Source organism: Micromonospora sp. WMMD1102 (assembly GCF_029626265.1).
Lineage (GTDB): Bacteria > Actinomycetota > Actinomycetes > Mycobacteriales > Micromonosporaceae > Plantactinospora.
In genome coordinates this window covers 2,383,016-2,406,609 of the sequence record NZ_JARUBN010000001.1, presented here as the reverse complement: position 1 = coordinate 2,406,609, position 23,594 = coordinate 2,383,016, and the positions used below count along the sequence as shown (strand labels likewise).

Annotated in this window: 16 protein-coding genes and 1 pseudogene; 11 read left to right on the top strand and 6 right to left on the bottom strand. The window is 72.5% G+C overall.

Features of this window, described 5'->3' with window-relative positions; genetic code table 11:
- Positions 1–65 precede the first annotated feature (65 nt).
- A complete protein-coding gene (locus O7626_RS10750; RefSeq protein ID WP_278061013.1) occupies positions 66–2,576 on the top strand; it encodes a Tex family protein in 2,511 nt (836 codons plus the stop codon).
- 73 nt (positions 2,577–2,649) lie between these two features.
- Here the strand turns inward: O7626_RS10750 and O7626_RS10745 are convergent, their stop codons facing one another.
- Complete coding sequence (locus O7626_RS10745) at positions 2,650–3,681, bottom strand: DUF389 domain-containing protein (protein ID WP_278061012.1); 1,032 nt, start codon at positions 3,679–3,681, stop codon at positions 2,650–2,652.
- A gap of 237 nt (positions 3,682–3,918) precedes the next feature.
- Here O7626_RS10745 and O7626_RS10740 point away from each other — a divergent pair, with 237 nt between their 5' ends.
- The 8 genes and pseudogenes from O7626_RS10740 to O7626_RS41505 form a co-directional block, all read left to right on the top strand.
- Complete coding sequence (locus O7626_RS10740; RefSeq protein WP_278061011.1) at positions 3,919–4,689, top strand: response regulator transcription factor; 771 nt, start codon at positions 3,919–3,921, stop codon at positions 4,687–4,689.
- Entirely contained in the window at positions 4,686–6,329 is a 1,644-nt protein-coding gene (locus tag O7626_RS10735) for an ATP-binding protein (protein ID WP_278061010.1), read from the top strand. The genes O7626_RS10740 and O7626_RS10735 overlap by 4 nt, the downstream gene beginning before the upstream one ends.
- Positions 6,330–6,581: 252 nt before the next feature.
- The gene (locus O7626_RS10730; RefSeq protein WP_278061009.1) at positions 6,582–7,715 is read left to right on the top strand and encodes an aminotransferase class I/II-fold pyridoxal phosphate-dependent enzyme; all 1,134 of its coding nucleotides are present in this window, start codon (positions 6,582–6,584) and stop codon (positions 7,713–7,715) included.
- Positions 7,712–8,374: a sugar transferase gene (locus O7626_RS10725; RefSeq protein ID WP_278061008.1), complete on the top strand. Its 663-nt coding sequence runs from the start codon at positions 7,712–7,714 to the stop codon at positions 8,372–8,374. Before O7626_RS10730 ends, O7626_RS10725 begins: the two co-directional genes overlap by 4 nt.
- Positions 8,371–9,018, top strand: coding sequence for an acetyltransferase (locus O7626_RS10720; protein ID WP_278061007.1), 648 nt, complete (start codon positions 8,371–8,373; stop codon positions 9,016–9,018). Before O7626_RS10725 ends, O7626_RS10720 begins: the two co-directional genes overlap by 4 nt.
- On the top strand, positions 9,015–10,454 hold the full coding sequence (locus O7626_RS10715; protein WP_278061006.1) for a glycosyltransferase: 1,440 nt from the start codon (positions 9,015–9,017) through the stop codon (positions 10,452–10,454). Before O7626_RS10720 ends, O7626_RS10715 begins: the two co-directional genes overlap by 4 nt.
- Positions 10,455–10,668: 214 nt before the next feature.
- Entirely contained in the window at positions 10,669–11,952 is a 1,284-nt protein-coding gene (locus O7626_RS10710; protein ID WP_278066122.1) for an O-antigen ligase family protein, read from the top strand.
- A pseudogene (locus O7626_RS41505) lies at positions 11,942–12,418 on the top strand (class I SAM-dependent methyltransferase); the annotation flags it as partial. The gene O7626_RS10710 and the pseudogene O7626_RS41505, both read left to right, overlap by 11 nt.
- 96 nt (positions 12,419–12,514) lie before the next feature.
- On the opposite strand, the gene O7626_RS41500 reads toward O7626_RS41505, so the two are convergent.
- The 4 genes from O7626_RS41500 to O7626_RS10685 form a co-directional block, all read right to left on the bottom strand.
- Complete coding sequence (locus O7626_RS41500) at positions 12,515–14,095, bottom strand: polysaccharide biosynthesis C-terminal domain-containing protein (protein ID WP_347404772.1); 1,581 nt, start codon at positions 14,093–14,095, stop codon at positions 12,515–12,517.
- A gap of 71 nt (positions 14,096–14,166) precedes the next feature.
- Positions 14,167–16,089 (bottom strand): asparagine synthase (glutamine-hydrolyzing), encoded by a 1,923-nt coding sequence (gene asnB / locus O7626_RS10695; RefSeq protein WP_278061004.1) that lies wholly within the window; start codon positions 16,087–16,089, stop codon positions 14,167–14,169.
- Positions 16,077–17,327: a glycosyltransferase family 4 protein gene (locus tag O7626_RS10690; RefSeq protein ID WP_278061003.1), complete on the bottom strand. Its 1,251-nt coding sequence runs from the start codon at positions 17,325–17,327 to the stop codon at positions 16,077–16,079. Before O7626_RS10690 ends, asnB begins: the two co-directional genes overlap by 13 nt.
- Positions 17,327–18,553, bottom strand: a complete 1,227-nt coding sequence (locus O7626_RS10685) for a glycosyltransferase (protein ID WP_278061002.1) — start codon at positions 18,551–18,553, stop codon at positions 17,327–17,329. Before O7626_RS10685 ends, O7626_RS10690 begins: the two co-directional genes overlap by 1 nt.
- Before the next feature lie 299 nt (positions 18,554–18,852).
- Between O7626_RS10685 and O7626_RS10680 the strand changes: the two genes are divergently transcribed.
- Positions 18,853–20,319 carry a glycosyltransferase gene (locus tag O7626_RS10680; RefSeq protein WP_278061001.1) on the top strand — a complete coding sequence of 489 codons (1,467 nt, stop codon included), beginning with the start codon at positions 18,853–18,855 and terminating at the stop codon, positions 20,317–20,319.
- Positions 20,320–20,384: 65 nt separating this feature from the next.
- Here the strand turns inward: O7626_RS10680 and O7626_RS10675 are convergent, their stop codons facing one another.
- Positions 20,385–21,365, bottom strand: a complete 981-nt coding sequence (locus O7626_RS10675; protein ID WP_278061000.1) for an NAD-dependent epimerase/dehydratase family protein — start codon at positions 21,363–21,365, stop codon at positions 20,385–20,387.
- 326 nt (positions 21,366–21,691) lie between these two features.
- Here O7626_RS10675 and O7626_RS10670 point away from each other — a divergent pair, with 326 nt between their 5' ends.
- On the top strand, positions 21,692–23,572 hold the full coding sequence (locus O7626_RS10670) for a nucleoside-diphosphate sugar epimerase/dehydratase (RefSeq protein WP_278060999.1): 1,881 nt from the start codon (positions 21,692–21,694) through the stop codon (positions 23,570–23,572).
- Positions 23,573–23,594 lie beyond the last annotated feature (22 nt).

Here is a 23,594-nt window from a genome sequence, read left to right as displayed (position 1 = left end):
GGTCGACGCGACAGCGCGGTCGGCCCGGTGCCGTCGTCGGCGGGCTGTCGGGTGGGTGCGGCACAATGCTTGCCGGCACCCAGACGCCCAGCGCCGAGCCCGGTGGCGGGCGCTGGCGCAACCGAGTGGAGAAGGCGGAACAGGACGTGACAACCTCTGCGCAGCCGCGCTCTGTGCACCAGCGGATCGCCGAGGAACTCGGCGTACACGAGCGGCAGGTACGGGCCGCGGTGGACCTGCTCGACGGCGGGTCGACGGTGCCGTTCATCGCCCGCTACCGCAAGGAGGCCACCGAGTCGCTCGACGACACCCAGCTGCGCACCCTGGAGGAGCGGCTGCGCTACCTGCGGGAGCTGGAGGAGCGCCGGGCGGCGGTGCTGGAGTCGATCCGGGGCCAGGGCAAGCTGGACGACGCGCTCGAAGCGCAGATCATGGCCGCCGACTCCAAGGCCCGGCTGGAGGACATCTACCTGCCCTACAAGCCGAAGCGGCGGACCAAGGCACAGATCGCCCGGGAGGCCGGTCTGGAGCCGCTGGCCGAGACGCTGCTGGCCGACCCGTCGCAGGACCCCCGCACGGTGGCGGCCGGCTTCGTCAACCCGGACGCCGGGGTGGCCGACCCGACCGGCGCGCTGGACGGCGCCCGGTCGATCCTGGTGGAGCGCTTCGCCGAGGACGCCGACCTGATCGGTTCGCTGCGCGAGACGATGTGGTCGCGGGGCCGGCTGGTCGCCCGGGTACGCGACGGCCAGCAGGAGGCCGGGGCCAAGTTCGCCGACTACTTCGACTTCGCCGAGCCATACACCAGGCTGCCCTCGCACCGGATCCTGGCGATGTTCCGGGGTGAGAAGGAGGGCGTGCTCGACCTGACCATGGACCCGGAGGAGGCGCCCGCCCCCGAGGACGCCCCGGTCGGGCCGAGCCGGTACGAGCAGGAGATCGCCGCCCGGTTCGGGGTGGCCGACCGGGGACGGCCGGCGGACCGCTGGCTCGCCGACACGGTGCGCTGGGCGTGGCGCACCCGGATCCTCATCCACCTCGGCGCCGACCTGCGGATGCGGCTCTGGCAGGTGGCCGAGGACGAGGCGGTACGCGTCTTCGCGACGAACCTGCGTGACCTGCTGCTCGCCGCGCCGGCCGGTACCCGCCCGACCATGGGGCTGGACCCAGGGCTACGCACCGGGGTGAAGGTGGCGGTGGTGGACGCGACCGGCAAGGTGGTGGCGACCGACACGATCTACCCGCACGAGCCGCGCCGGCAGTGGGACGCCTCGATCGAGACGCTGGCCAGGCTGGCCCGGGCGCACAAGGTCGAGCTGGTGGCGATCGGCAACGGCACCGCCTCCCGGGAGACCGACAAGCTGGCCGGCGACCTGATCAAGCGGTACGCCGACCTGGACCTGACCAAGATCGTGGTCTCCGAGGCCGGCGCCTCGGTCTACTCCGCCTCGGAGTACGCCTCGCAGGAGCTGCCCGGCCTGGACGTCTCACTGCGCGGCGCGGTCTCGATCGCCCGCCGGCTCCAGGACCCGCTTGCCGAGCTGGTCAAGATCGACCCGCGGTCGATCGGCGTCGGGCAGTACCAGCACGACCTCTCCGAGGTGAAGCTCTCCCGCTCGCTGGACGCCGTGGTGGAGGACTGCGTGAACGGTGTCGGGGTGGACGTGAACACCGCCTCCGCGCCCCTGCTGACCCGGGTCTCCGGGATCGGCGCCGGGCTGGCCGAGAACATCGTGCTGCACCGGGACGCCAACGGCCCGTTCCGGACCCGACAGGCGCTCAAGCAGGTGGCCCGGCTCGGCCCGAAGGCGTTCGAGCAGTGCGCCGGCTTCCTGCGCATCCCCGGCGGCGACGACCCGCTGGACGCCTCCAGCGTGCACCCCGAGGCGTACCCGGTGGTCCGGCGGATCCTGGCCAGCACCGGCGGCGACCTCTCCGCGCTGATCGGCCGGACGGCGGTGCTGCGCAAGCTCAGGCCGAACGAGTTCGTCGACGACACCTTCGGGCTGCCGACCGTGACCGACATCCTCAGGGAGCTGGAGAAGCCGGGCCGGGACCCCCGACCGGCGTTCCGGACCGCCACCTTCGCCGAGGGGGTGGAGAAGATCGGCGACCTCGTGCCGGGGATGCTGCTGGAGGGCGTGGTCACCAACGTCGCCGCGTTCGGCGCGTTCGTGGACGTCGGGGTGCACCAGGACGGGCTGGTCCACGTCTCCGCGATGTCCCGGACCTTCGTCAAGGACCCGCGCGACGTGGTCAAGTCCGGTGACGTGGTCCGGGTGAAGGTGCTGGACGTGGACGTACCCCGGAAGCGAATCTCCCTCACCCTGCGGCTGGAGGACGAGGCCGAGCCGCGACCGGCGCGGGACCGGGGCGGCGACCGGCCGAGCCAGCCGCGCCAGGGGCGCGGCGGTGCCGGCGGCGGAAACCGGTCCGGTGGCGGCCAATCGGGTGCCGGACGGTCGGGCGGCGGACGGTCGGGCGGCGGCCAGGGTGGCGGCTTCGGCGGCGGTGCGCTGGCCGACGCCCTGCGCCGGGCCGGGCTGGACAAGGGGCTGGACGGCAACCGACGGTAGTTCTCCGGCGGACCGCCCCGGCCGGCCAGCGGTCGGTCGGTACGGTCCGCCCGGGTTCAGCCGCCGCCCGGGTTCAGCCGCCGCCGGTACGGTCCGGGACGGAGTGGGGTCGGCCGGCCGGGTCGGCGTCGTTGCGGGGAGCCGGCGCGGAGCTGCCCCGCCGGATCCAGGCCGGTGCCCGGAACGCGCTGACCCGCCCCCACCAGATCCGCTGCACGAGCAGCGTCAGCACGCCGGCCGCGACGATCGCGCAGAGGTTGATCAGCAACTGGACGAGTGAGCCGAACGCCTCCTCGAAGACGCCGTAGCCGAGCGCGACCGCGACGTTCCCGGCGGCCGGGACGGTGGTCACCGAGATCAGCACCCCGACCAGCGAACCGGACCGGTTCGAGGTGACCGAGAGCATCCCGGCCACCCCGGCCAGGAAGCCGACCACCCAGGAGAGCGCGTCGGGCCGCCAGATGAAGTCGGTCATCGGCCGCTCGGCGAGCAGCATCGACCGGTCGAGCAGGTCGACGGCGGTCAGCGTCCAGGTGCTGAGCACGGTCACCGCCACCGCCGTGAGGAATCCGACACCCAGCGCCAGCAGCGAGCGCCGGATGACCGACCGGCGCCAGCGCAGCAACGCCACGCAGAGCGCCGCGAGCGGCCCGAACTCCGGACCCACCACCATCGCACCGATGATCAGGATCGGCTGGTCGAGCAGGACCGCGATGCCGGCTATGACGGTGGCCAGGGTGATCAGCAGCAGGTACGTCACCGACAGCTGGGTCTCCTCCCCCGTCTTCTGGGCGATCTCGTCCCAGACCACCGCGTCGGTGCCGAGCCCCGGAGCCGCCCGGGCGGCCCGGTCGGCGGCGGCCGAGAGGGTGACGTCGACGCCGTCCCCGACCACCCCGCCGGAGTGGTGCACGCCGAGGTCGCGCAACGCCTCCAGTACCTCGTCGGCGCCCTCCCGGACGACGTCGCAGAGCACCACGTCACCGGCCGGCATCCGGGCGGCGCCGGGCAGCACTATGACGTGCGCCACGGCGGGATCGGCGGCGAGCAGTTCCTGAACCGCCGCGGACCGGTCGACGGGCACGATGATCCTCAGGTGCAGCACGTCGCCATCCTGCACCCCGCCCCGCTGCGGCTCCACCCCGACCGGGCGGCCGGCTGGCGTCTCGGAGGCTGTTTCGACCTGTCGCGGCGGTCGGCGGCGAGATGAGCGGAACCGGTCAGGAAGGTGTGACCTGTGGATGAGGGCCGACGGTTGACCGTTTCCGGACAGCGGCTTATCACTTCTTCACCGTTGCGGGGCTCTAATCGATCCCGCCGGAAGCAGGCAGAATGGAGCCCCATGAGCGCGCGGATACTGGTCGCCGAGGACGACCCGAAGCAGGCCAACCTGGTCCGGGTCTATCTCGAACGGGAGGGCCACAGCGTGCTCGTCGTCGGTGACGGGCGGGCCGCCCTGGAGCAGGTCCGCGCCCGCCGCCCCGACCTCGTGGTGCTGGACGTGATGATGCCGGTGCTGGACGGGCTCGACGTCTGCCGCATCCTGCGGGCCGAGTCCAACCTACCGATCCTGCTGCTGACCGCCCGGACCACCGAGGACGACGTACTGCTCGGGCTGGACATCGGCGCCGACGACTACCTGACCAAGCCGTACAGCCCACGGGAACTGGCCGCCCGGGTCCGTGCCCTGCTGCGTCGCTCGGGGGCGGTGAGTGCCGGCAACCAGGCGGTGCTCCGGGTCGGTGACCTGGAGGTCGACCCGGGCCGGTTCGAGGTGCGGATCAACGGTCGGCTGGTCACGCTCACCGCCAAGGAGTTCGGCATCCTGGAGGTGCTCGCCGGCGAGCCGGGCCGGGCGTTCACCCGGGCCCAGATCATCGACCGGGCCTTCGGCTTCGACCACTACGTCCTGGAACGGACCGTCGACGCGCACGTGATGAACCTGCGCCGCAAGATCGAGGACGACCCGGCCGAGCCGCACTACGTGCAGACCGTCTTCGGCCGGGGCTACCGGCTGGCCGAGCAGCCCGGCGGGGAGCGGGGACGCCAGGACGCCGCCGCCGGGGAACGGGGGCGGGCCGACGCCGCCGCCGGGGCGGACGGGGTGGCGTGAGCTTCCGGTTACGGGTGCTCGGCCTGGTGATGCTGGTCGCGGTGAGTGCGACCGCCGCGACCCTCTGGCTGGTACTCCGGCAGGCGTCCCGGCAGATCGACGAGTCCGGCGCCGCCGCCGCCTCGCTGGACCAGGTTGCCGCCGCACTCAGCGACTACGGCCGCCGGCACGGCACCTGGGAGCGGGTCCGCGACCTGGTGGTGCGACTCGGCGCGCAGACCGGGCAACGCATCCACCTGGTCGCCGACTCCGGCTGGGTGCTGGTGGACACCGACCGCGAGGCACGCCCGGACGAGGCGGTACGCGAACTCGGCACCGTGGTCGGCTACGTCAATCCCCGCCCCACGCTCGACCTGGCCGGGCTGGACGCCGACCCGGCGGAAACCGCCGCCAAGGAGCTGTACCGGTACCGCACCGGTGTCCGGTTCGCCGCCTGCCTGACCCGCAACGGCGTCGAACCCACCCAGTTGCCCGACCGGTTCGGCATACCCCAGTACGACATGACCGCGGCCGCCTCGACGAACCCCAAGCTGGCCCGGAACTGCTCGGAGCTGGCTGTCCAGTCCGAGCAGGCGAACCGGGCCGACCTGGCGGAGCTCTCCGCCGCGTGCCCCGACACCGCGCCCGGCGACCCGCGCGACTACTGCCTGGCGGAGGCGTTCAACGCCCGGATCGCGGAGGTCGCGCCGGAGCCGGCCCGGGTCATCCTCGGGGTCGGCACCGAGGGCGACCGGGCGCTGGTGGTCGGCCCGCTGCTGGCCGCCGCCGGCGGGGTGGCAGCGGTGGCGATCATCGCGACCACCCTGCTCAGCCACCGCGTGCTCCGGCCGATCGGGATCCTGACCGCCGCCTCCCAGCGACTCGGCCGGGGCGACCTGACCAGCCGGGTGCCGGTGCGGGGCAACGACGAGATCGCCACCCTGGCCCGGTCGTTCAACCGGATGGCGGACTCGTTGCAGCGCGGCGAGGAACGCCAGCGCCGGCTGGTCGCCGACGTGGCGCACGAGCTGCGTACGCCACTGGCCAACCTGCGCGGCTATCTGGAGGCGCTCTCCGACGGGGTGATCGACCCCGACCCGGAGTTGTTCGCCTCGCTGCACGAGGAGGCGGTACTCCAGCAGCGGATCGTCGACGACCTCCAGGATCTCGCCCTGGCCGAGGCGGGCAGCCTGGCGTACCACCGGGCAACCGTCGACCTGGCCGAACTGCTGGAGACCTGCCGTACCGCACACCGGGCCGGCGCCGACGCGGCCGGGGTGACCCTGACCCTCGCCGCCGAACCGGTGACCGTGCACGCCGATCCCGACCGGCTGCGGCAGGTGGTCGGAAACCTGCTCACGAACGCGTTCCGGGCCACCGCCAGGGGCGGGCAGGTGGCGCTCACCCTGCACCGGGAGGGCGACTCGGCGCTGATCCGGGTCGCCGACAGCGGTTCCGGGATCACGCCGGAGGCGCTGCCGTACGTCTTCGACCGGTTCTGGCGGGCCGACTCGGCGCGCGGCCGGAAGACCGGCGGCAGTGGCCTGGGTCTGGCCATCGTCCGGCAGATCGTCACCGACCACGGCGGGGTCATCCGGGTCAGCAGCGAAGTCGGGGCCGGCACCACCTTCACCATCACGCTGCCGATCCCGCGCTCCTGACCACGGTCCCACGTTCCCGACCGCGGTCCCGTCCTCTTGAACGCGGTCTCGCCACCGGAGGCGGAGCCGAATCCTCTTTCTGTTCGTCACCGACGGGCGGCACCCGACGTTCACCTTGACGGAAGACCTGCACGACATCGCCGACAGCGGTCCGGCGACATCTTCCCGTCGTACGTCCGTGAACGGAGGACCTATCGTGAGCGCCGACGATCCCGGTGGCCAGCAGCGACGCGCGGTGCCCGGTCAGGGCCGGTGAACGCCAAGATCTATCTCTCCGCGCCCGACGTCGGGCCGTTGGAGGAGTCGTACCTGCTGCGCGCGCTGCGGTCGGGTTGGGTCGCGCCCGTCGGCCCGGAGATCGACGGCTTCGAGCGGGAGGTCGCCGACCGGGTCGGTGTGGCCGGTGCGGTCGCGCTGAGTTCCGGCACCGCCGCACTCCACCTGGGCCTGCTGGGTCTCGGGGCCGGTCCCGGAACCGTCGTCGTCGTGCCCACCCTGACCTTCGTCGCCACCGCCAACGCGGTCCGCTACACCGGCGCCGAACCTGTCTTCGTGGACTGCGACCCGGGCGACGGCAACATCGACGTCGACCTGCTCGCCACCCTGCTCAAGGAGTTCGAGGCGGCCGGGCGGCGGGTGTCGGCGGTGGTTCCGGTGGACCTCTTCGGCAGCTGCGCCGACTACGCCCGGCTGCTGCCGGTCTGCGACGCCGCCGGAGTGCCGGTGCTGGAGGACGCGGCAGAGGCGCTCGGCGCCACCCGGGGCGGACAGCCGGCCGGCTCGTTCGGGCACGCCGGGGTGCTCTCGTTCAACGGCAACAAGATCGTCACCACCTCCGGCGGCGGGATGCTCGTCTCGGACGATCTGGCCCTGGTCGAGCGCTGCCGCTATCTCTCCACCCAGGCTCGGCAGCCGCTGCCCTACTACGAACACACCGAGACGGGGTACAACTACCGCCTCAGCAACCTGCTGGCCGCCGTCGGCCGAGCGCAGGTGCGCCGGCTCGATCTCATGATCAATCGGCGCCGCGAGCTGCGGCGACGGTACGCGACGCTGTTCGGCGCGGTGCCGGGAGTACGGCTGCTCGGGGAGCATGACCCGGGGGCCAACAACTGGCTGACCTGCATCGTCGTCGACCCGGTCCAGGCCGGCTGGCAGGCGGCGGAACTCGCCACCCATCTCGCCGCCGCCCAGATCGAGACCCGGCCGGTGTGGAAACCGATGCACCTGCAACCCGCCTTCGCCGGCCAGCGCAGCATCCTCACCGGCGTCGCGGAGCGGCTCTTCGGCACCGGCCTCGCCCTGCCCAGCGGCTCCGGACTGACCGAACCCGAGATCGAGTACGTGCTCCGCACGACAGCGGACTTCCTGGGAGTACCCGCGTGAGCCTCGGGCGGCGCCGGTACGACCGGTCGAAGCGGGTACTGGACGCGGTCGTCGCCGCCGCCATGCTGCTGCTCCTCGCACCCGTCATCGTCGCGGTGGCCGGTGCCGTCGTACTGGCGCTGGGCCGGCCGGTGCTGTTCCGCCAGGTCAGACCGGGCCGGCACGGCAGGCCGTTCGTCCTCTACAAGTTCCGCACCATGCATGCCGTCGGGCCGGGCCGGGTCGGCGACGCCGAGCGGCTGACCCGGCTGGGGTCCTGGCTCCGCGCCACCAGCCTGGACGAGTTGCCGACCCTGTGGAACGTCTGTCGCGGGGACATGAGCCTGGTCGGGCCGCGCCCACTGCTGCCGACCTATCTCGACAGGTACACGCCGCAGCAGGCCCGCCGGCACGAGGTCCGGCCCGGCATCACCGGCCTGGCGCAGGTCAACGGCCGCAATGCCATCAGCTGGGAGGAGCGGTTCAGCCACGACGTCTGGTACGTCGACCGGCGCTGCCTCGGTCTCGACCTGCGCATCCTGCTGAAGACGGTCGCCCGGGTACTGCGCCGGCACGGCATCACGGCCGAAGGCGACGCCACCATGCCCGAGTTCCTCGGCACGCGCCGGACGCTCGTCGGTGCCGGCCGGGCCGGCCCGGGGCCGGAGGTGCGGCGGTGAGCGTCGACGTCGTGATCGTCGGCTGCGGCGGGCACGGCCGGGAGATCGTCGGGATCGTCCGGGCGGTGAACGAGGTGACCCCGGTGCAGCGGCACTGGCGGCTGCGTGGCTTCGTGGACGACCGCCCGGCGGAGTCGAACCTCAAGCAGGTGCAGCGCCTCGACGTCGAGTACCTCGGGCCGGTGAGCTGGTTGCGCGACGCCCCGGCAGGCACCCACGTCGTCCTCGGCGTCGGCGATCCGCGGGTCCGGCGCGACCTGGGCGACCGCGTCGACGCCTACCGGCTGCCGGGGGCGGTCCTGGTGCACCCGGCAGCGACGCTCGGGGTCGGGAACACCGTCGGGGACGGCGTGGTGGTGTTCGCCGGTGCCCGCGTCACGACGAACGTCCGGCTCGGGCGCCACGTCCACCTGAACCAGAACTGCACCGTGGGCCACGACAGCGTGCTGGCGGACTACGTCTCGGTGAACCCGCTGGCCGCGGTCTCCGGCAACTGCGTACTGGAGCCGGGCGTGCTGATCGGCACGACGGCCGCCGTGCTCCAGGGCCTGCGGGTCGGCGCCGGCAGCGTGGTCGGCGCCGGCGCCTGCGTCGTCCGGGACGTCCCGGCGGGCCTGGTCGTCAAGGGGGTACCGGCCAGGTGAACACCCATCGCGACGAACCCGGCGCTGCCCGGCCGGCCGGGCAGGGCCCGCCCGCGCAGTTGGAGCCTGGACCGGACGACCACGGTGCGGCCCGGCAGCGGCTGCGGGTCGTGGTCCTGTTGAAGACGAACAGCGGGGGGTTGTGGATCCTCCCGCAGGTGACGGAACTCCGCCGACGGGGACACGAGGTCCTCGTGGTCCTGCCTCCCGGTCCCGGCCGGTTGACCGCCGAACTGACCCGCAACGGCTTCCAGGTCGTCGACTCCCCGTTCGACTTCGGATTCCGACCGCGTCCGGCCACGCTGAGCGGCCTGTGGCGGCTGCGTCGCCTCGTCCGCCGGCTCCGGCCGGACGTGCTGCACTACCACCTCTACGCGTCGGCCCTCGCCGCCCGGCTGAGCACCCTGGGACTGCCGGTACGCCGGGTGCACATGGTCGCCGGCCCGCTCTTCCTCGAGTCCGCGCTGATCCGGCCGGTCGAGCGGCTGCTGTGGCGACTGGACCACGCCACCATCTGCGGCACCGCGCACACCTCACGGCGTTACGGGGAGCTCGGCTGTCCGGCCGTCCGCCGTCCGGTGGCGACCTACGGGGTGGATGCGGGACGGTTCGCGCCGTCCTGGGCCGGGGGCCAGCGCGACCTCTCCGGCACGGTCGCAACGGCGACCCGCGAGGAGGTACGGGCGAAGACGCGTGCCGAGCTCGGCATCGACCAGGACGCGTTCCTCGCGGTGATGGTGGCGTACGTCTATCCGCCGAAGCGGCTCGCACACAACGGGCGGGCCATCAAGGGTCACGACGTCCTCCTGGCCGCCTGGCGTGTCTTCCACGCCCGGCATCCCCGGTCGCGTCTACTGCTGGTCGGGGGCGGGTGGACCGCCGCGGGTGAAGCCCATCGACGCGAACTCGTCCGCCGGTTCGGCCTCCAGGCGGACCCGAGCGTCACCTGGGTCGAGTCGATGTCGGACGTCCGACCCTGTTACGAGGCCGCCGACCTGAGCGTCAGTCCGTCCCTCTCGGAGGGCCACGGGGCCGCCTGCGAGGCAAGCGCGATGAACCTGCCGAGCATCGTCAGCGACGCGGGTGGGCTTCCCGAGACCGTCGACGAGGAGTCCGGCTGGGTGGTCCCCCGGGGCGATGTGCCGGCCCTGGCCTCGGCGCTGGAGACCGCGTACCGCGAGTTCGAGGCTGGCCGGCTGCGAGCGCGGGGGAACCGTGCCCGCGAGCGTGCCCTGCGGCTGTTCGACAACCGGAGAGCCGCCGTCCGGGTGGCCGACATCCTCGAACAGGTGGCCAGGGGCGAGGACTGTGCGGACGGCGGGGACGGCGCTGACGGATCAGGCGCCGGCCGGGCCGGCAGCCCGGGAAGAAGCGCGGACGAGGAAAACTCTCTCGATTTTTCCAGTGGCCGAACAGGACCGCACTGGCTCTCCTGAATGCGCTCGACCGCATTCGCGATATGAGCATCCGATGCGTCAGGTGACGACTATTATCCTTATTTGTCCCGATATCCCACTGACGTTGCAGGTCACGGCCGGAGGGTGCTGAGTGACGGCTTACCTGAGGTCGCAGACATTACCGGCGCCGTCCATTCCGGTCGGTCGGTCCACCATGCCGATCCGCGCCCGTCAGGGTCCGATCTGGCCGTTGGTGTCGCTGGCGGCCGGGTGCCTCGCCGGGGCCCTGGCGGTCGCGCATCCCGTCACCTCGGCCCTGGCCGTGCTGGCCGCCGCAGCCGTCCCGATCGTGCTGGGCCGCCCCGACCTGCTCATCCTCTCCGTGCTACCGCTCAGCGTGGCCCACCTCGCGTCCGTGGCCGACGACCTACGAGGGGTCCTGCTGGTCAGCCTCGCCGTCGGTCTGCTGCTGGTGCCGACCCTGCGGTCACAGGTCAGACGGGCCCGCCCGCTCCGGCCGGGTTGGCCCGCGTTCTGCGCCGCCGCACTCACCGGACTTCTCCTGCTCAGCACGATGACCCGGGACAACGCCTGGGCACCGGACCTGCCCGGCAGGTTCTCCGGGCTCAGCCACCTGATCGTGATCGTCGGCGGCCTGTTCCTGCTGGCCGCGGTCACCGTGTGGCCGCCGAACCCGGCCGACGTCGCCCGGCTGGTGGCGCTGACCGGCGGCATCGTCGGCGCCTACGCACTGCTCAGGGGGCACTACAACGGTGGTCGGCTGGAGGCCCTCGGTATCAACTCCAACTATCTGGCCGCGGTGGCGGCCCCGTCGGTGGGTGCGAGCGTCGCTCTCGCGCGCCAGCCCCGCCGGCTGGCCTATCTCGCTCCGGCGGTGGTCGCCCTCGTGGCGGTGCAGCAGACCCAGTCCAGGGCCGGAATCCTGGCGGCGGCGGCCGGCGTGCTGGTCGCCCTGATCTCGAACCGTCCGGTGCGCCAGCAGATGATCGGGATAGCGCTCAGCGGACTCCTGGCCGCCGTCGTCTACGTGTTCCGGAAACCCATCTGGACGGTGGTCTTCGACGAACGCCCGATGTCGCAGCTCACCGACGACTCCGGCCGGGCCGGCGTGCTGAGCGCGACGATCAACGCCATTGCCGAACATCCGTTCAACGGCATCGGCTACCGCATGTTCCCCTACTACGCCCTGAACTATCCCGAGGTGGGCCGATTCCTCAAGACCCACAACGATTACCTCGGCCTGGCGGCGGAGGCCGGCATTCCGGCGGCGCTGCTCCTGGTCACCCTCGTGATCGCCGGACTCGTCGTTCGCGGCAACGCGCTGCTCACCCCACTGCGCGCCGCCGTGGCGGCCGGAGCGGTGACCCTGGCGTTCGCCAACGTGCTCGTCTGTCCGGTCGCCATCGTCGGGTTCTGGATCTGCCTCGGCTGTCTGCTCGCCGACCGACGTCACACGGCCGCCGACGGCCCAGCCCCGCGTCCGCACCCGAACAGGGAGGAAAACCATGCTCGATAGCAGGAGCGAAGTCGCCGCCGGGCAGCGGTTCGGCTTCGGCGCCAACTGGAAGTCGTTCGTCCAGGTGATGGACGACGACCGGATCGCCTCGGCGACCGCCTCGTTGACCCGGGCGCTCGACGTCCCGGACCTCGCCGGCAGGTCGTTCCTCGACATCGGCTGCGGCAGCGGGCTCTTCTCCCTGGCAGCGCAGCGCCTCGGCGCCACCGTGCACTCATTCGACTTCGACCCCGACTCGGTCGCGGCCACCATGGCACTCCGGCAACGGTACTCGCCCGGTGCCGACTGGGTCGTCGAGCAGGGTTCCATCCTCGACCGGTCGTACACCGCCAGCCTGGGCCAGTTCGACGTCGTCTACTCCTGGGGGGTGCTGCACCACACCGGGAACATGTGGCAGGCGCTGGCTGCGGCCGTCGACCTGACCCGGCCGGGCGGCCGGCTCTTCGTGTCGATCTACAACGACCAGGGTCCCGCGAGCCGGGTCTGGCGCTGGGTCAAGCGCCACTACAACTCGTCCGGCCGGCTCGGCCGGCTGTTGCTGCTCGGCCTCAGCACCGGTTACCTATACCGGCGAGTTCCGCTCCGGAAGCTCCTCCAGCTGGTCATGCCCCGGCAGTTCCCGCCCCGACCGATCCGCCGGGGCATGTCCCGACGCCACGACCTGGTCGACTGGGTCGGCGGGTACCCGTTCGAGGTGGCCCGGCCGGAGCAGATCTTCCGGTTCTTCCGGGACCGGGGCTTCGAGCTGGTCGAGCTCAGCACCTGTGGCGGAGACCTGGGCTGCAACGAGTTCGTGTTCCGGCGGCGCGGTGGCGGCTGACCCCCGCGCCCGCCGCCGGGCCGCCCGGCCCAGGCCGCCGGTCCGGAGCATCCGGCCCGGTCCGGTCGCGCCGGGCAGCAACTGCCGGAGCATCGCGATCTCGGCCGCCGCCGGCAACAGGCGCCGCCACCGCACACCGGTCATCCGGCAGAACCGGACCACCTGCGCCAGGGTCAGGACGGCATAGCTGACCGAGGCGGCCAGAGCACAGCCGACGATGCCCCAGCGCGGAATCAACACCAGGTTGAGCACGATGTTCACCCCGAGCGCCGCCGTGGGAAACGCCGAGACGACGAGGGGCCGGTCACACCGGATCAGGTAGGCGCCGATCTGCCGGCCGGCGTGCATGAGAAAGAGCCCCGGTCCGAGCGCGTACATCGCCCGGACGCTGTCGGCGAACGCGACGCCGTACGCGAGCGGGATCAGGACCGGTGCGGTCGCGCAGAGCCCGCCGACGGAGATCGCGGCCAGCAGGGTCGAAATCCGGGTGGCCCGGGTGGTCGCCTCGACGGCGTCGCCGAGTTCACCCTCGGCCTGGCGGGACAGGAACACCCCGCGGACGGCCTCGGCCGGGATGCGGGCGAATCCGCCGACCGTCACCGCCAGGGCGTAGAGACCGACGGCAGCCGACGAGGTGAGCGCGCCGAGGATGAAGACGTCCAGGCGCAGGGTCAGGTTCAGCGCGGCGGAACCCGGATGGAAGCGTAGGCCCAGCGAGATCGCCCGCCGGGCCAGGCCGGGATTCCAGAACCTCAGCCGCGGGCGTTCCCGGGCGAGCAGCACCAGGAGCGCCGAGGCCGAGGAGGCACTCCAGATCGCCACCACCCAGCCGGGCGTGAGCCAGCCCGCCGCCGCGAGCAGCGCCGTCGCGCCGAACTGGAGGACGGCGACGTACAGCATGGAGCGGGTGACCAGGGCGATCTGCGCGTCCAGGGTCAGGGCGCCGTTGAGATAGAGCGCGGTTATGCCGGCCGGCACCGACGCCAGTGCCATGGCCAGCAGTTCCGGGCTCGCGACGGTGATGCCGAACCAGGTCCCCGCCCAGAGCAGCAGGGCGCTGCCGAGCGCGGCCAGGACGCCGACCGTGGGTCCGAGCAGGACGCTGTTGGCGAGGATCTCGTCCCGGCGGCCGGCCCAGAGCCGGACGTGCGACTGTTCCACGGAGAGATAGCCGAGCGCGATCGTGGTGGTCGCGGTCGCGATCACCAGCGCCGTCACGCCGCGCCCCTCCGGCAGCAGCGCACGGGCCACCAGGACTCCGCTCGCCGCGTTGAGGCCGAGCACCAGGACGCGGGCGACAGCGTTCCAGGTCGCCTGGCCCACCGTCGACCTCCGGCCGGGTGACGGTGCTCGCGGCGCCGCCGAACGTGTCGCCGATGGCTCCGTCCGGCCGGTCACGACTGCCGGGCGAGCAGATCGCGGTACGTCGGCACCGCCGTCGACGGGGCACCGGCCCGGTCCAGCCAGTTCCGGTGCCAGAGTTCGAACTGGACCAGTGCCCAGATCCGGTGACTCTCGTCGTCGCCCCGGTCGTGGCGCACCAGCAGCGCGGTGACCGCCTCCGGCCGGAACAGCCCCCGCGACCGGGCCGTCTGGTCGGTCAGCAGGCTCCAGGCCAGGTCGCGCAGCTCGCCCCGGAACCAGCGGCCCAGGGGCACGGCGAAGCCCATCTTGGGCCGGTCGATGATCTCGGCTGGCAGCCAGGGCGCGACGGCCCGCTTGAGCAGGTATTTCGTCGTACCGCCCCGGAGCTTGAACCGGGTCGGGAGGTGCGCCGCCCACTCCATCAGGTGATGGTCGAGCAACGGCGAGCGGGCCTCCAGGGAGTTGGCCATGGTGCTGATGTCGACCTTGGGCAGCAGGGCGCCCGGCAGGTAGGTGTGCACGTCGGCGTCGATGAGCCGGCCCAGCGGGTCCGCCGCGCGGGACGCCGCGTACGCCTCGCCGAGCAGCGCCCAGCTGTCCACCCCGGCCAGGTGCGCGCGCAGCTCGGCTGTGTAGAGGTCGAACTGCTGCGCGGGTGGGAAGACGGAGATCAGCGAGGCGTAGCGGTCCAGCATCGGTTGACCGAGCAGCTGGAGGATCCGACCCACGGCACGGGGCCGGGAGCCGGCCCTGGTCTGCGCGACGAGCCCGCCGCCGACCCGGTGCAGCGCCCGTGGCGCCGCCCAGTCCGGCACCCGGGCGAGCGCCCGCATCAGCGCGTACCGCCGATAGCCACCGAAGCACTCGTCCCCGCCGTCGCCGTTGAGCACCACCGTCACGTGCTCGCGGCTCAGCCGGGCCACGTAGAAGCTCGGTATCGCGGACGAGTCGGCGAACGGCTCGTCGAAGTGGTCGGTGAGCGTCGGCAGGAGGTCCAGGCTGGAGGAAGAGACCACCAGCTCGTGATGGTCGGTCCCGTACCGCCGGGCGACCAGCCGGGCGTGTTCGCGCTCGTCGTAGCGCGCCTCGTCGAAGCCGATGCTGAAGGTCTTCACCGGCTCGGTGGAGCAGCGCGCCATCGCGGCCACCACCGCCGAGGAGTCGACCCCGCCGGAGAGGAAGGCGCCAAGTGGGCGTTCGCTGACCATCCGGACCCGCACGGCGTCCAGCAGCCGCTCCCGGAGCTGCTCCGCCGCCTCGGTCTCGTCGGGCACCTCGTGCGGTGTGCAGTCGAGGCGCCAGTACCCGCGCACCTCGACCGCGCCCTCTTCCCAGGTCAGCAGGTGGCCGGGCGGGAGCTTCCGGATCCCCTGGTAGATCGTCCAGGGGGCCGGCACGTACTGGTAGCTGAGATAGTGGTGCAGCGCCACGAGGTCGAGCCGGCGGTCCAGGCCCGGGTCCTGGAGCAGGGACTTCGCCTCGGAGCCGAACGAGAGGGTGGAGCCGTCGGACCGCCAGTACAACGGCTTCTTGCCGACCCGGTCCCGGCCGAGCAGGAGCCGACGCCGGCGGGTGTCCCAGATGGCGAAGGCGAACATGCCCCGGAGCCGGTGCACCAGGTCGTCGCCGTGTTCCTCGTAGAGGTGGACCAGGCACTCCGAGTCGCCGTCGCCGCGTAGCCGGTGCCCCCGGCGGATCAGCTCGGCCCGGAGGGCGGCGAAGTTGTAGATCTCGCCGTTGAAGACCGCGACCACGGTGCCGTCCTCGTTGCGCACCGGCTGGTCACCGCCGGCGACGTCGATTACGGCCAGCCGGCGCATCCCCATGGCGCACCGGTCGTCCGCGTGCATGCCGGCACCGTCCGGGCCCCGATGGGTGATCACGTCGCACATCCGGTGGACCAGCGCCGGATCGGGGCGGCCGGTCGAGACGACTCCCGCTATGCCGCACATGCGGGTGCTGCCGTTTCCTCGTGCCGGCCGCCGGGTGCGCACCGGCGGTACATCGCGAGGTGTGCCGACGCCGCCGCCTCCAGGGTGAAGACGCTCGCCCGGAGTGCCCGCGCGGCGGCCTCCGGATCTCGCTGCCGGGCCGGATGCAGGGCCCGGTGGATCGCCTCCGCCCACGCGCTCGGCGGGGCGTCGCGGGCCACCACGGTGACCCCGGGGAGCTGCTGGGCGATGAACCGCACGCCTGGCAGGTCGGATGCGACGACGGCGGTACCCACCGCCAGCGCCTCGAGCACCACACCGGGCAGTCCCTCCCGATCGGAGGGCAGGACGACGACGTCGGCCTGGCGCATCAGGTCACCGACGTCCTCGCGGGCGCCGAGCAGGTGCACGAGGGCGGCGACCCCGCCCGCCTCGGCCGCACCCAGCACCCGCGCCTCGTCCTCGGCGTCCCGCGCCCCGACCAGCACGGCACGGCACGCGCGCCCGCTCCCGGCCAGTGCCGCGACGGCCTGCGACACGATCCATCGTCGCTTCTCCGGCGCCGGACGGCCGACGTGCAGGCAGATCACCTCGCCCGGTGCCGCGCCCAGGCTGGCCCGGAGGTCGAAGTCGCCCGGCCGGGCCAGACGCCCGAGGTCGATGCCGTTGGGAATGACCCGGCAGCGTGGATCCGCCTCCCACGACGGCCGGTACGCGTTGCTCAGCGCGCCCGGCGAGACCCCGACGACGTCGGTCGCGAAGATCGAGATGAGTCTCCGCATCACCCATCGCTGGATGCGGCGCCGTGCTGTGCTCGGACGGCCGTCACCGTCGCTGCGGAAGTGCGCGATCCGCACCCGTACCCCGCCGAGCGCCGCCAGCAGCACGAGCACGCCGGAGAACGTCGAGACGTCGGAGTGCACCACCTGCGCCTCCAGCCGCCGCAGCAGGCGCAGGAAGCGGATCGGGAACCGGAGGTCCAGCGGGAGCGGATGAACGGTGGCACCCATCCGCTCGACCGTCGGAGCGAGCACCCCCGCCCGCCCGCTGAGCGTGACGAAGTGCAGCACCACACCGGCTTCGGCCAGCAGCGGCAGGAGTTCCACGGTCCGGCGCTCCGCTCCCCCGACGTCGAGTGAACCGAACACCCGGACCACGTGGCAGCGGGCCGGCTCCCCCGGCCCGTCGAGCGCTGCGTCGACCAGCTTCCCGGTCGGGGTGGACTCGTCGCGGGCGAGGTTGCCGAGTGGTCTGGACACTATCCTGCTCCTGGGACGGTGGCGGGTGGCTCGGGAAGCGTGCGGTGGCCGCCCTGGGCCGTCGCGGCGGCCACCGCACGGTAGAAGGCGGTTCGCCGGCGGGCCAGCGTGTCGGCGGAGAAGTCGCGTGACCGCGCGAGGTTGCGGGCGGAGGCAGCGGTCATCCGCTCCGGGTCGGCCAGCATCCGGTCGACGGCGCTGGCCAGCGCGGCCGGGTCGTCGGGCGCGACCAGGTCCTCGGCGGCGAGCAGCTCCGGGATGCCGCCGACCGTCGTCCCGATGGCGGGCAGGGCGCGGGCCATCGCCTCGATCAACGCCTGGGGCAGTCCCTCCGTGCGCGACGGCATCACGAACAGGTCCGCCGTGTCGAGGTGCCGACGGACCGCCGCACCGGTCGAGACGACGCCGGCGAAGGTGACCCGGTCGGCCACGCCGAGCCGTTCGGCGAGCCGTTCCAGGTCGGTGCGGTACCTGCCGTCGCCGAGGTGCACGAGCCGGGGCCGGCCGGGGCCGGCCAGCCGGGCCAGCGCCGCGAGGAGGGTGTCGACGCCCTTGTAGAGCTGCGCCAGCATGCCGACCGAGACGATCGTACGGTCGTCGCGAGGTCCGTCCACGACGCGCGGCTGCCCGACGTACGCCTCCGCCGGGAGGTACACGCTCGACACGTGCGTGCTCACGATGCCCTCGCGGACCGGATACCGGCGTTGCAGGTGCCGCTCGGTCACGTAGGCCGCGCCGACCGCCGTCCGGCACTGGTGTCGCAGCCTTCTCGTGCTCAGGTGCCGCAGCACCGGCCGCAGCGGATGCCGCACCGTGCCGGGGGCGAAGACGTCGTAGGGGTCACCGATGACCTCCAGCGCGTACGGCAGGCCCCGCCGCTCCCGCGCCGCCGCCAGCAGTGACCCGATGGGGGACGGCACCCGCAGGACCACCGCGTCGTGGTCGTCGGCGGCGGCGGTCACGGCACGCCTGACCGCCGGCTGGCGGCGCAGGTATTCGGCGGGTCCCTGGTAGTGCGGCACGGGCCAGACCTCCACGCCCTCCCCGTCGACCCGGGACGCACCGGCGGGTACCTCGGGCACGTCGCTGACCCTGGCGACGACCCGGACGGTCCGGAAGGCGGCCAGATAGCGACTCCAGTTCGGATAACTGGGCCCGGCGTGGGTCCACACCCGCGCGTCCGGCGTCCGCAGACACCGGGACTCCGTGGTGACCACCACCCGCATCGGTGTCCTCCCTGTGACGACGGCAAGCGCTCTGGCGACGGCGTCGAACACCCGTTGCGGCGACAATTCGACGACGCTTTCGATTTCTTCCCCGGCTCCGAGCACCACACCGCCCACCGACGCGCGACTGACTAACGTCGGAGTCCCCGCAAAGGTGACGGAACCCAGCGTCGACCCGTTATGTTTGGGCGCGGGTCAGCGGCGTCCACGCGCGTCGGAAACTGACCCGCGGAACTGCGCCAGCCACGCCGAGAGCGCGATTCCGGAAAGCGATTCACGATCGCATTCGAAAGGATCTCATGACAGCCTCGCCCGCCGGTGCGCAAGCCCACCGCGGGGCGCCCGCCGGACCCGCCGCCCTGCCCGCCTCCCGCAGACCCACCGACGGCGCCGCCGATCCGCCACCGCGCCTGCTGATCGTCGCCCACTGCTTCCCCCCGTCGGAGATGGTCGGGGGCAGACGGCCGGCCTCACTGGCCCGGATCGCCGAGCAGGACGGCTGGGACGTACGCGTCCTGACCGCGACGCCGTCGGACCAGGAGGCCCCCGGCGCCGGCATCCCGGAATGGCGCGTCGTACGGGCGGCGCCACTGTTCCGCTGGCCCCAGCTCGGCACCGAGCCGCGGTCGGTCCCGGATGGCGACGGCAGGCGCGACCCGCATCCCGCACCGCCGCGCCGCGCGGGTCTCCGCTCGGCGCTCGCCCGTTCGGCCAAGCTCGTCGGGCGTGAGGCGCTGATGTTCCCGGACGGCGAGTCGACCTGGATCGTCCCCGCCGTCACCGCCTTCCTCAGGACGCGGCGGGGTTGGCGCCCCGACGCCGTTCTGGCGACCGGGCCGCCGTTCTCCGGCTTCGTGGTGGCCGCCATCCTGGCCCGGAAACTCCGGGCGCCCTGGGTCGCCGACTACCGCGACCTCTGGACGGTGGGAAACGACTACCGGGTCCGGAGCCGGGTCGCGCTGCGCAGGCGGGCCGACCACTGGCTGGAACGGCTGCTGCTGCGGTCGGTTGCCGGCTGCGTCACCATCTCGGCACCGATAGCGCACACCCTGCACACCACGTTCGGGGTCGGCACCGAGGTCGTCATGAACGGGATCGACCGGCGTGCCGAGCAGACGCCGCTCCCGACCGGGGCGCCGGGCGCCTGCTGGCCCACCGCGGCGGCCGGCACGACGACGCTGCGGCTGGCCCACACCGGGCTCCTCTACCCCGGTAAGCGCAGCCCGGCACCGCTGCTCGACGCGATCGCGCTGCTCGGGGACGACGCGCGACGCGTCCACTTCGTCCAGGCCGGGCCGGACAACGGCGTCGCCGTCGACGCCGCCCGGCGCTGCGCCGTGCCGGACGCCGTCACCGTACTCGGCCACGTACCGGTCGAGCGGTCGTGGCGGATCCAGGCCGAGGCCGATGTGTTGGTGCTGCTGATGTGGAACGATCCGCGGGACGCCGGCACCGTACCCGGAAAGTTCTTCGACTACCTGCACGCCCGGCGGCCGATCCTGATGCTCGGTCACCGGGACGGGGTCGTGGCCGACCTGATCCGCGCCCGGGGCGCCGGGGTGGTGCTGAGCGAGCCCACGGAGATAGCGGACCAGTTGCGGCGGTGGTTGGCGGCCAAGGACCGCGACGGCCGGATCCCGGCACTGCCGCACAGCGTCCAGGAGGGTCTGTTCCGGGAGGACCAGATGCCGAGGTATCTGGACCTGCTCCGCGAGACCGGCGTCCGACACCGCGCGGCCAAAGCCCGACCGACCGGCACGACCTGACCGACCGGCACGACTGTTCGGCCGCGTCACGGCCCGGACCGGGTCCTGGCGACGCGGGCGACCGGTCAGGCGGGCACGATGCTCGGCTCGGCCGCACCGGTCATCCCGGCCGGGTCGTAGTGGGCCCGGTACCAGTCCACGGTGGCCCGCAGGCCGTCCGTCAGCGAGGTCGCCGACACCGTCGGAAAGAGCTGGCGCAGCAGCCGGTTGTCGGCGCTGGAGTGCCGTACGTCCCCGGTCCGGTCCGGCGCGACCTCCCGCTCGATCGGGTGCGCCAGCAGCAGTTCCAGTTCGGCCACCACCGTGTGCAGATCGGTCTGCGTGCCGAAGGCCAGGTTCACCGGCTGGGGGTGGTGCACCTGGCGCCGCACCGCGTCCAGCAGCACGGTGCAGACCGTGTCGACGTACGTGAAGTCCCGGGTCTGGTGCCCGTCGCCGTAGAAGACGACCGGCCTGCCGTGCAACGCGGCGTGCACGAACCTCGGGATCACCGCCGCGTACGCGTGGTCGTGCCGCTGCCGGGGTCCGTAGACGTTGAAGAACCGGAAGGCGAGGGTGGGCAGGTCGTAGCAGGCCTGGTAGGCCAGGGCGTACGCCTCGGTGGCAAGCTTGCTCGCCGCGTACGGACTCAACGGCCTGGTCCAGCCGAGTTCGCTCTTCGGCAGGTCCGGATTGGCCCCGTACACCGACGAGGAGGAGGCGACCACGACGTGCCGTACGTCGTGCCGGCGCGCCGCCTCGAAGACCGAGACCGTCCCGGTCGCGTTGACCCGGTGCGACGCCATCGGGTCCTTGACCGAGCGCGGCACGCTGGGCAGCGCCGCGAGATGCACCACCGCGTCCCGGCCGGCGACCGCCGCGGAGAGCACCCGCTCGTCCAGGATCGAACCGACCACCAGTTCGACGTCGAGCCCCGCCAGGTTGCCCCGGTCGCCGGTCGACAGGTCGTCCACCACCCGCACGTCGGTGATGGCCGGGTCCGCCAACGCGGCCCGGGTCAGGTTCGCACCGATGAAGCCGGCACCGCCGGTCACCAACAGTCGCATTTCTCGTCAACCTTTTCTTCGACGGACGCCGGTACGCGTACGCCGGACGCACTTTCGGACACGCTACGGTTTTCACACGCCGCCTGACTAACGCGGCAGCGGTATCGAAGGAGACGGCCACGTCACGTCCCACCTGTGTCGCGACAGCACGCGAAAATCATCCGCGAAAACCGCCGCGACTCTTCTCGGAATATGAAACGGATCCGCGCGACTACCCGAAAAACTCTAAAACAACCGCAACGCGCATGGAAGTCGGCTAGATAGTACTTAACCTGGCGAGGATTCATCCGGACCTGCGTCAGGGCAGTCCGACCAGGGAGCCGTAGATGCAGCAGAGTGCAGCCACGCCCACAGCCACCCACGCCATCAACCCGCGAAGAGGCGCGCAGCGCCGTTCAGTGGCGCTGGTGGCGACCGACACCGCAGGGTGGTTGGGCGGCTTCGCGGCAGCGGCATGGGCGCGGCACGAGTTCGACGTCACCGTCGACGAACTCGGCAGAGTGGTCTGCGCCGGACTGATCGCCGCCGTGCTGAGCGGTCTGGCGACCCGGGTGCGACAGCGGTGCTGGGGGCGGCACCCGCTCGGCAGCCTCCAGGACGCCCGCGCTCTCGCCGGCACGGTCGCCTGCGTCGCGGCTGTCATGCTGTTCGCCGTACTCGCGATGTCACCCCGGCCCGTGCCGGCCAGCACCCCACCGGTCGGGGCGGCGCTGGCCCTGCTGCTCATGCTCTCCGTCCGGGTCGGCTACCGACAGCAGCGCGACAGGTCGCGACGGCCGACCATCCGGTCCGCCGTTCCGGTGCTGCTCTTCGGGATGGGTGCCGCCGGGCAGGCGCTGCTGCACGCCATGGTCAGCGACCCGCGCGGGCGCTACCTGCCGGTCGGCCTGCTCGACGACGACCCGGAGAAGCGGCACCTGCGCATCGACGGCGTGCCGATGCTCGGCGGTCGGGACGAGATCGCCGCCGCGGTGACCCGCACCGGCGCCGGCACGGTGATCTTCTCGGTCGCCAACGCGGACGCCGAGCTGATCCGCAAGGTCCGGACCGCCACCCTGGCCGCCGGGGCCGCCTTCAAGATCCTTCCTCCGGTACGCGAGCTGGTCGACCACCGGATCAGCGTCGCCGACGTACGCGACGTCGACATCGACGACCTGCTCGGCCGCCGGCAGGTCGCGACCACCCTGCGCAGCTCCGACAACGGCCTCGCCGGCCGCCGGATCCTGGTCACCGGCGCCGGCGGCTCGATCGGCTCCGAGCTGTGCCGGCAGATCGCCCAGGCCGATCCCGCCGAGCTGATGATGCTCGACCGGGACGAGTCCGCCCTGCACAGCCTCCAGCTCTCGCTCTCCGGCCGGGCCCTGCTGGACAGCTCCGAGCTGATCCTCGCCGACATCCGGGACGCCGAACGACTCGCCCGGATCATGGCGGAACGCCGCCCGGAGATCGTCTTCCACGCCGCCGCGCTCAAACACCTGCCGCTGTTGCAGCAGCACCCGGGCGAGGCGGTGCAGACGAACGTCTGGGGGACGCTGGCGGTCCTCGACGCGTGTCGCGGGGTGGAGAAGTTCGTCAACATCTCGACCGACAAGGCAGCGAACCCGATAAGCGTGCTCGGCTACTCCAAGCGGATCACCGAGCGGCTCACCGCGTACGCCGCCGCAAACTGCGCCGGCACCTTCCTCAGCGTCCGGTTCGGCAACGTACTCGGCAGCCGGGGGTCCGTGGTGACCGCCTTCCGGGCGCAGATCGAGGCCGGGCTGCCGGTGACGGTAACCCATCCCGAGGTGACCCGCTATCTGATGACGGTGCAGGAGGCGGTGCACCTGGTGCTACAGGCCGCGGCGATCGGCCGGGACGGCGAGGCGCTGGTGCTCGACATGGGCCGGCCGGTGAGCATCGACGACCTGGCCCGGCAGCTCGCCGACCAGGCATCCGAGCCGGCCCGGATCATCTACACCGGCCTACGGCCCGGCGAGAAGCTGCACGAGGACCTGTTCGGTGCCGGCGAGCCGGACGTACGGCCGCTGCACCCACTGATCTCCCACGTGCCGATACCCGCGTTGAATCCCGCCGAGGTCATCGGGCTGGACCCGTTCGACGACCGGGAAAAGCTGATCGAGCGGCTCGCATCTCTCTGCGGTCAGACCGTCCAGGATCCGCATTCGATGACGCTGATACCGACCACGCGCAACGCTCGCTCCTGACCGAGACAACCGGGCTGACCAG

What these genes read in the sequence shown, in the direction of transcription:
- asnB (WP_278061004.1), bottom strand. Translation starts at nt 16,089, where the DNA reads ATGTGCGGCATAGCGGGAGTCGTCTCGACCGGCCGCCCCGATCCGGCG.
- O7626_RS10685 (WP_278061002.1), bottom strand. Translation starts at nt 18,553, where the DNA reads ATGCGGGTGGTGGTCACCACGGAGTCCCGGTGTCTGCGGACGCCGGAC.
- O7626_RS10675 (WP_278061000.1), bottom strand. Translation starts at nt 21,365, where the DNA reads ATGCGACTGTTGGTGACCGGCGGTGCCGGCTTCATCGGTGCGAACCTG.
- O7626_RS10680 (WP_278061001.1), top strand. Translation starts at nt 18,853, where the DNA reads ATGACAGCCTCGCCCGCCGGTGCGCAAGCCCACCGCGGGGCGCCCGCC.
- O7626_RS10740 (WP_278061011.1), top strand. Translation starts at nt 3,919, where the DNA reads ATGAGCGCGCGGATACTGGTCGCCGAGGACGACCCGAAGCAGGCCAAC.
- O7626_RS10670 (WP_278060999.1), top strand. Translation starts at nt 21,692, where the DNA reads ATGCAGCAGAGTGCAGCCACGCCCACAGCCACCCACGCCATCAACCCG.
- O7626_RS10750 (WP_278061013.1), top strand. Translation starts at nt 66, where the DNA reads ATGCTTGCCGGCACCCAGACGCCCAGCGCCGAGCCCGGTGGCGGGCGC.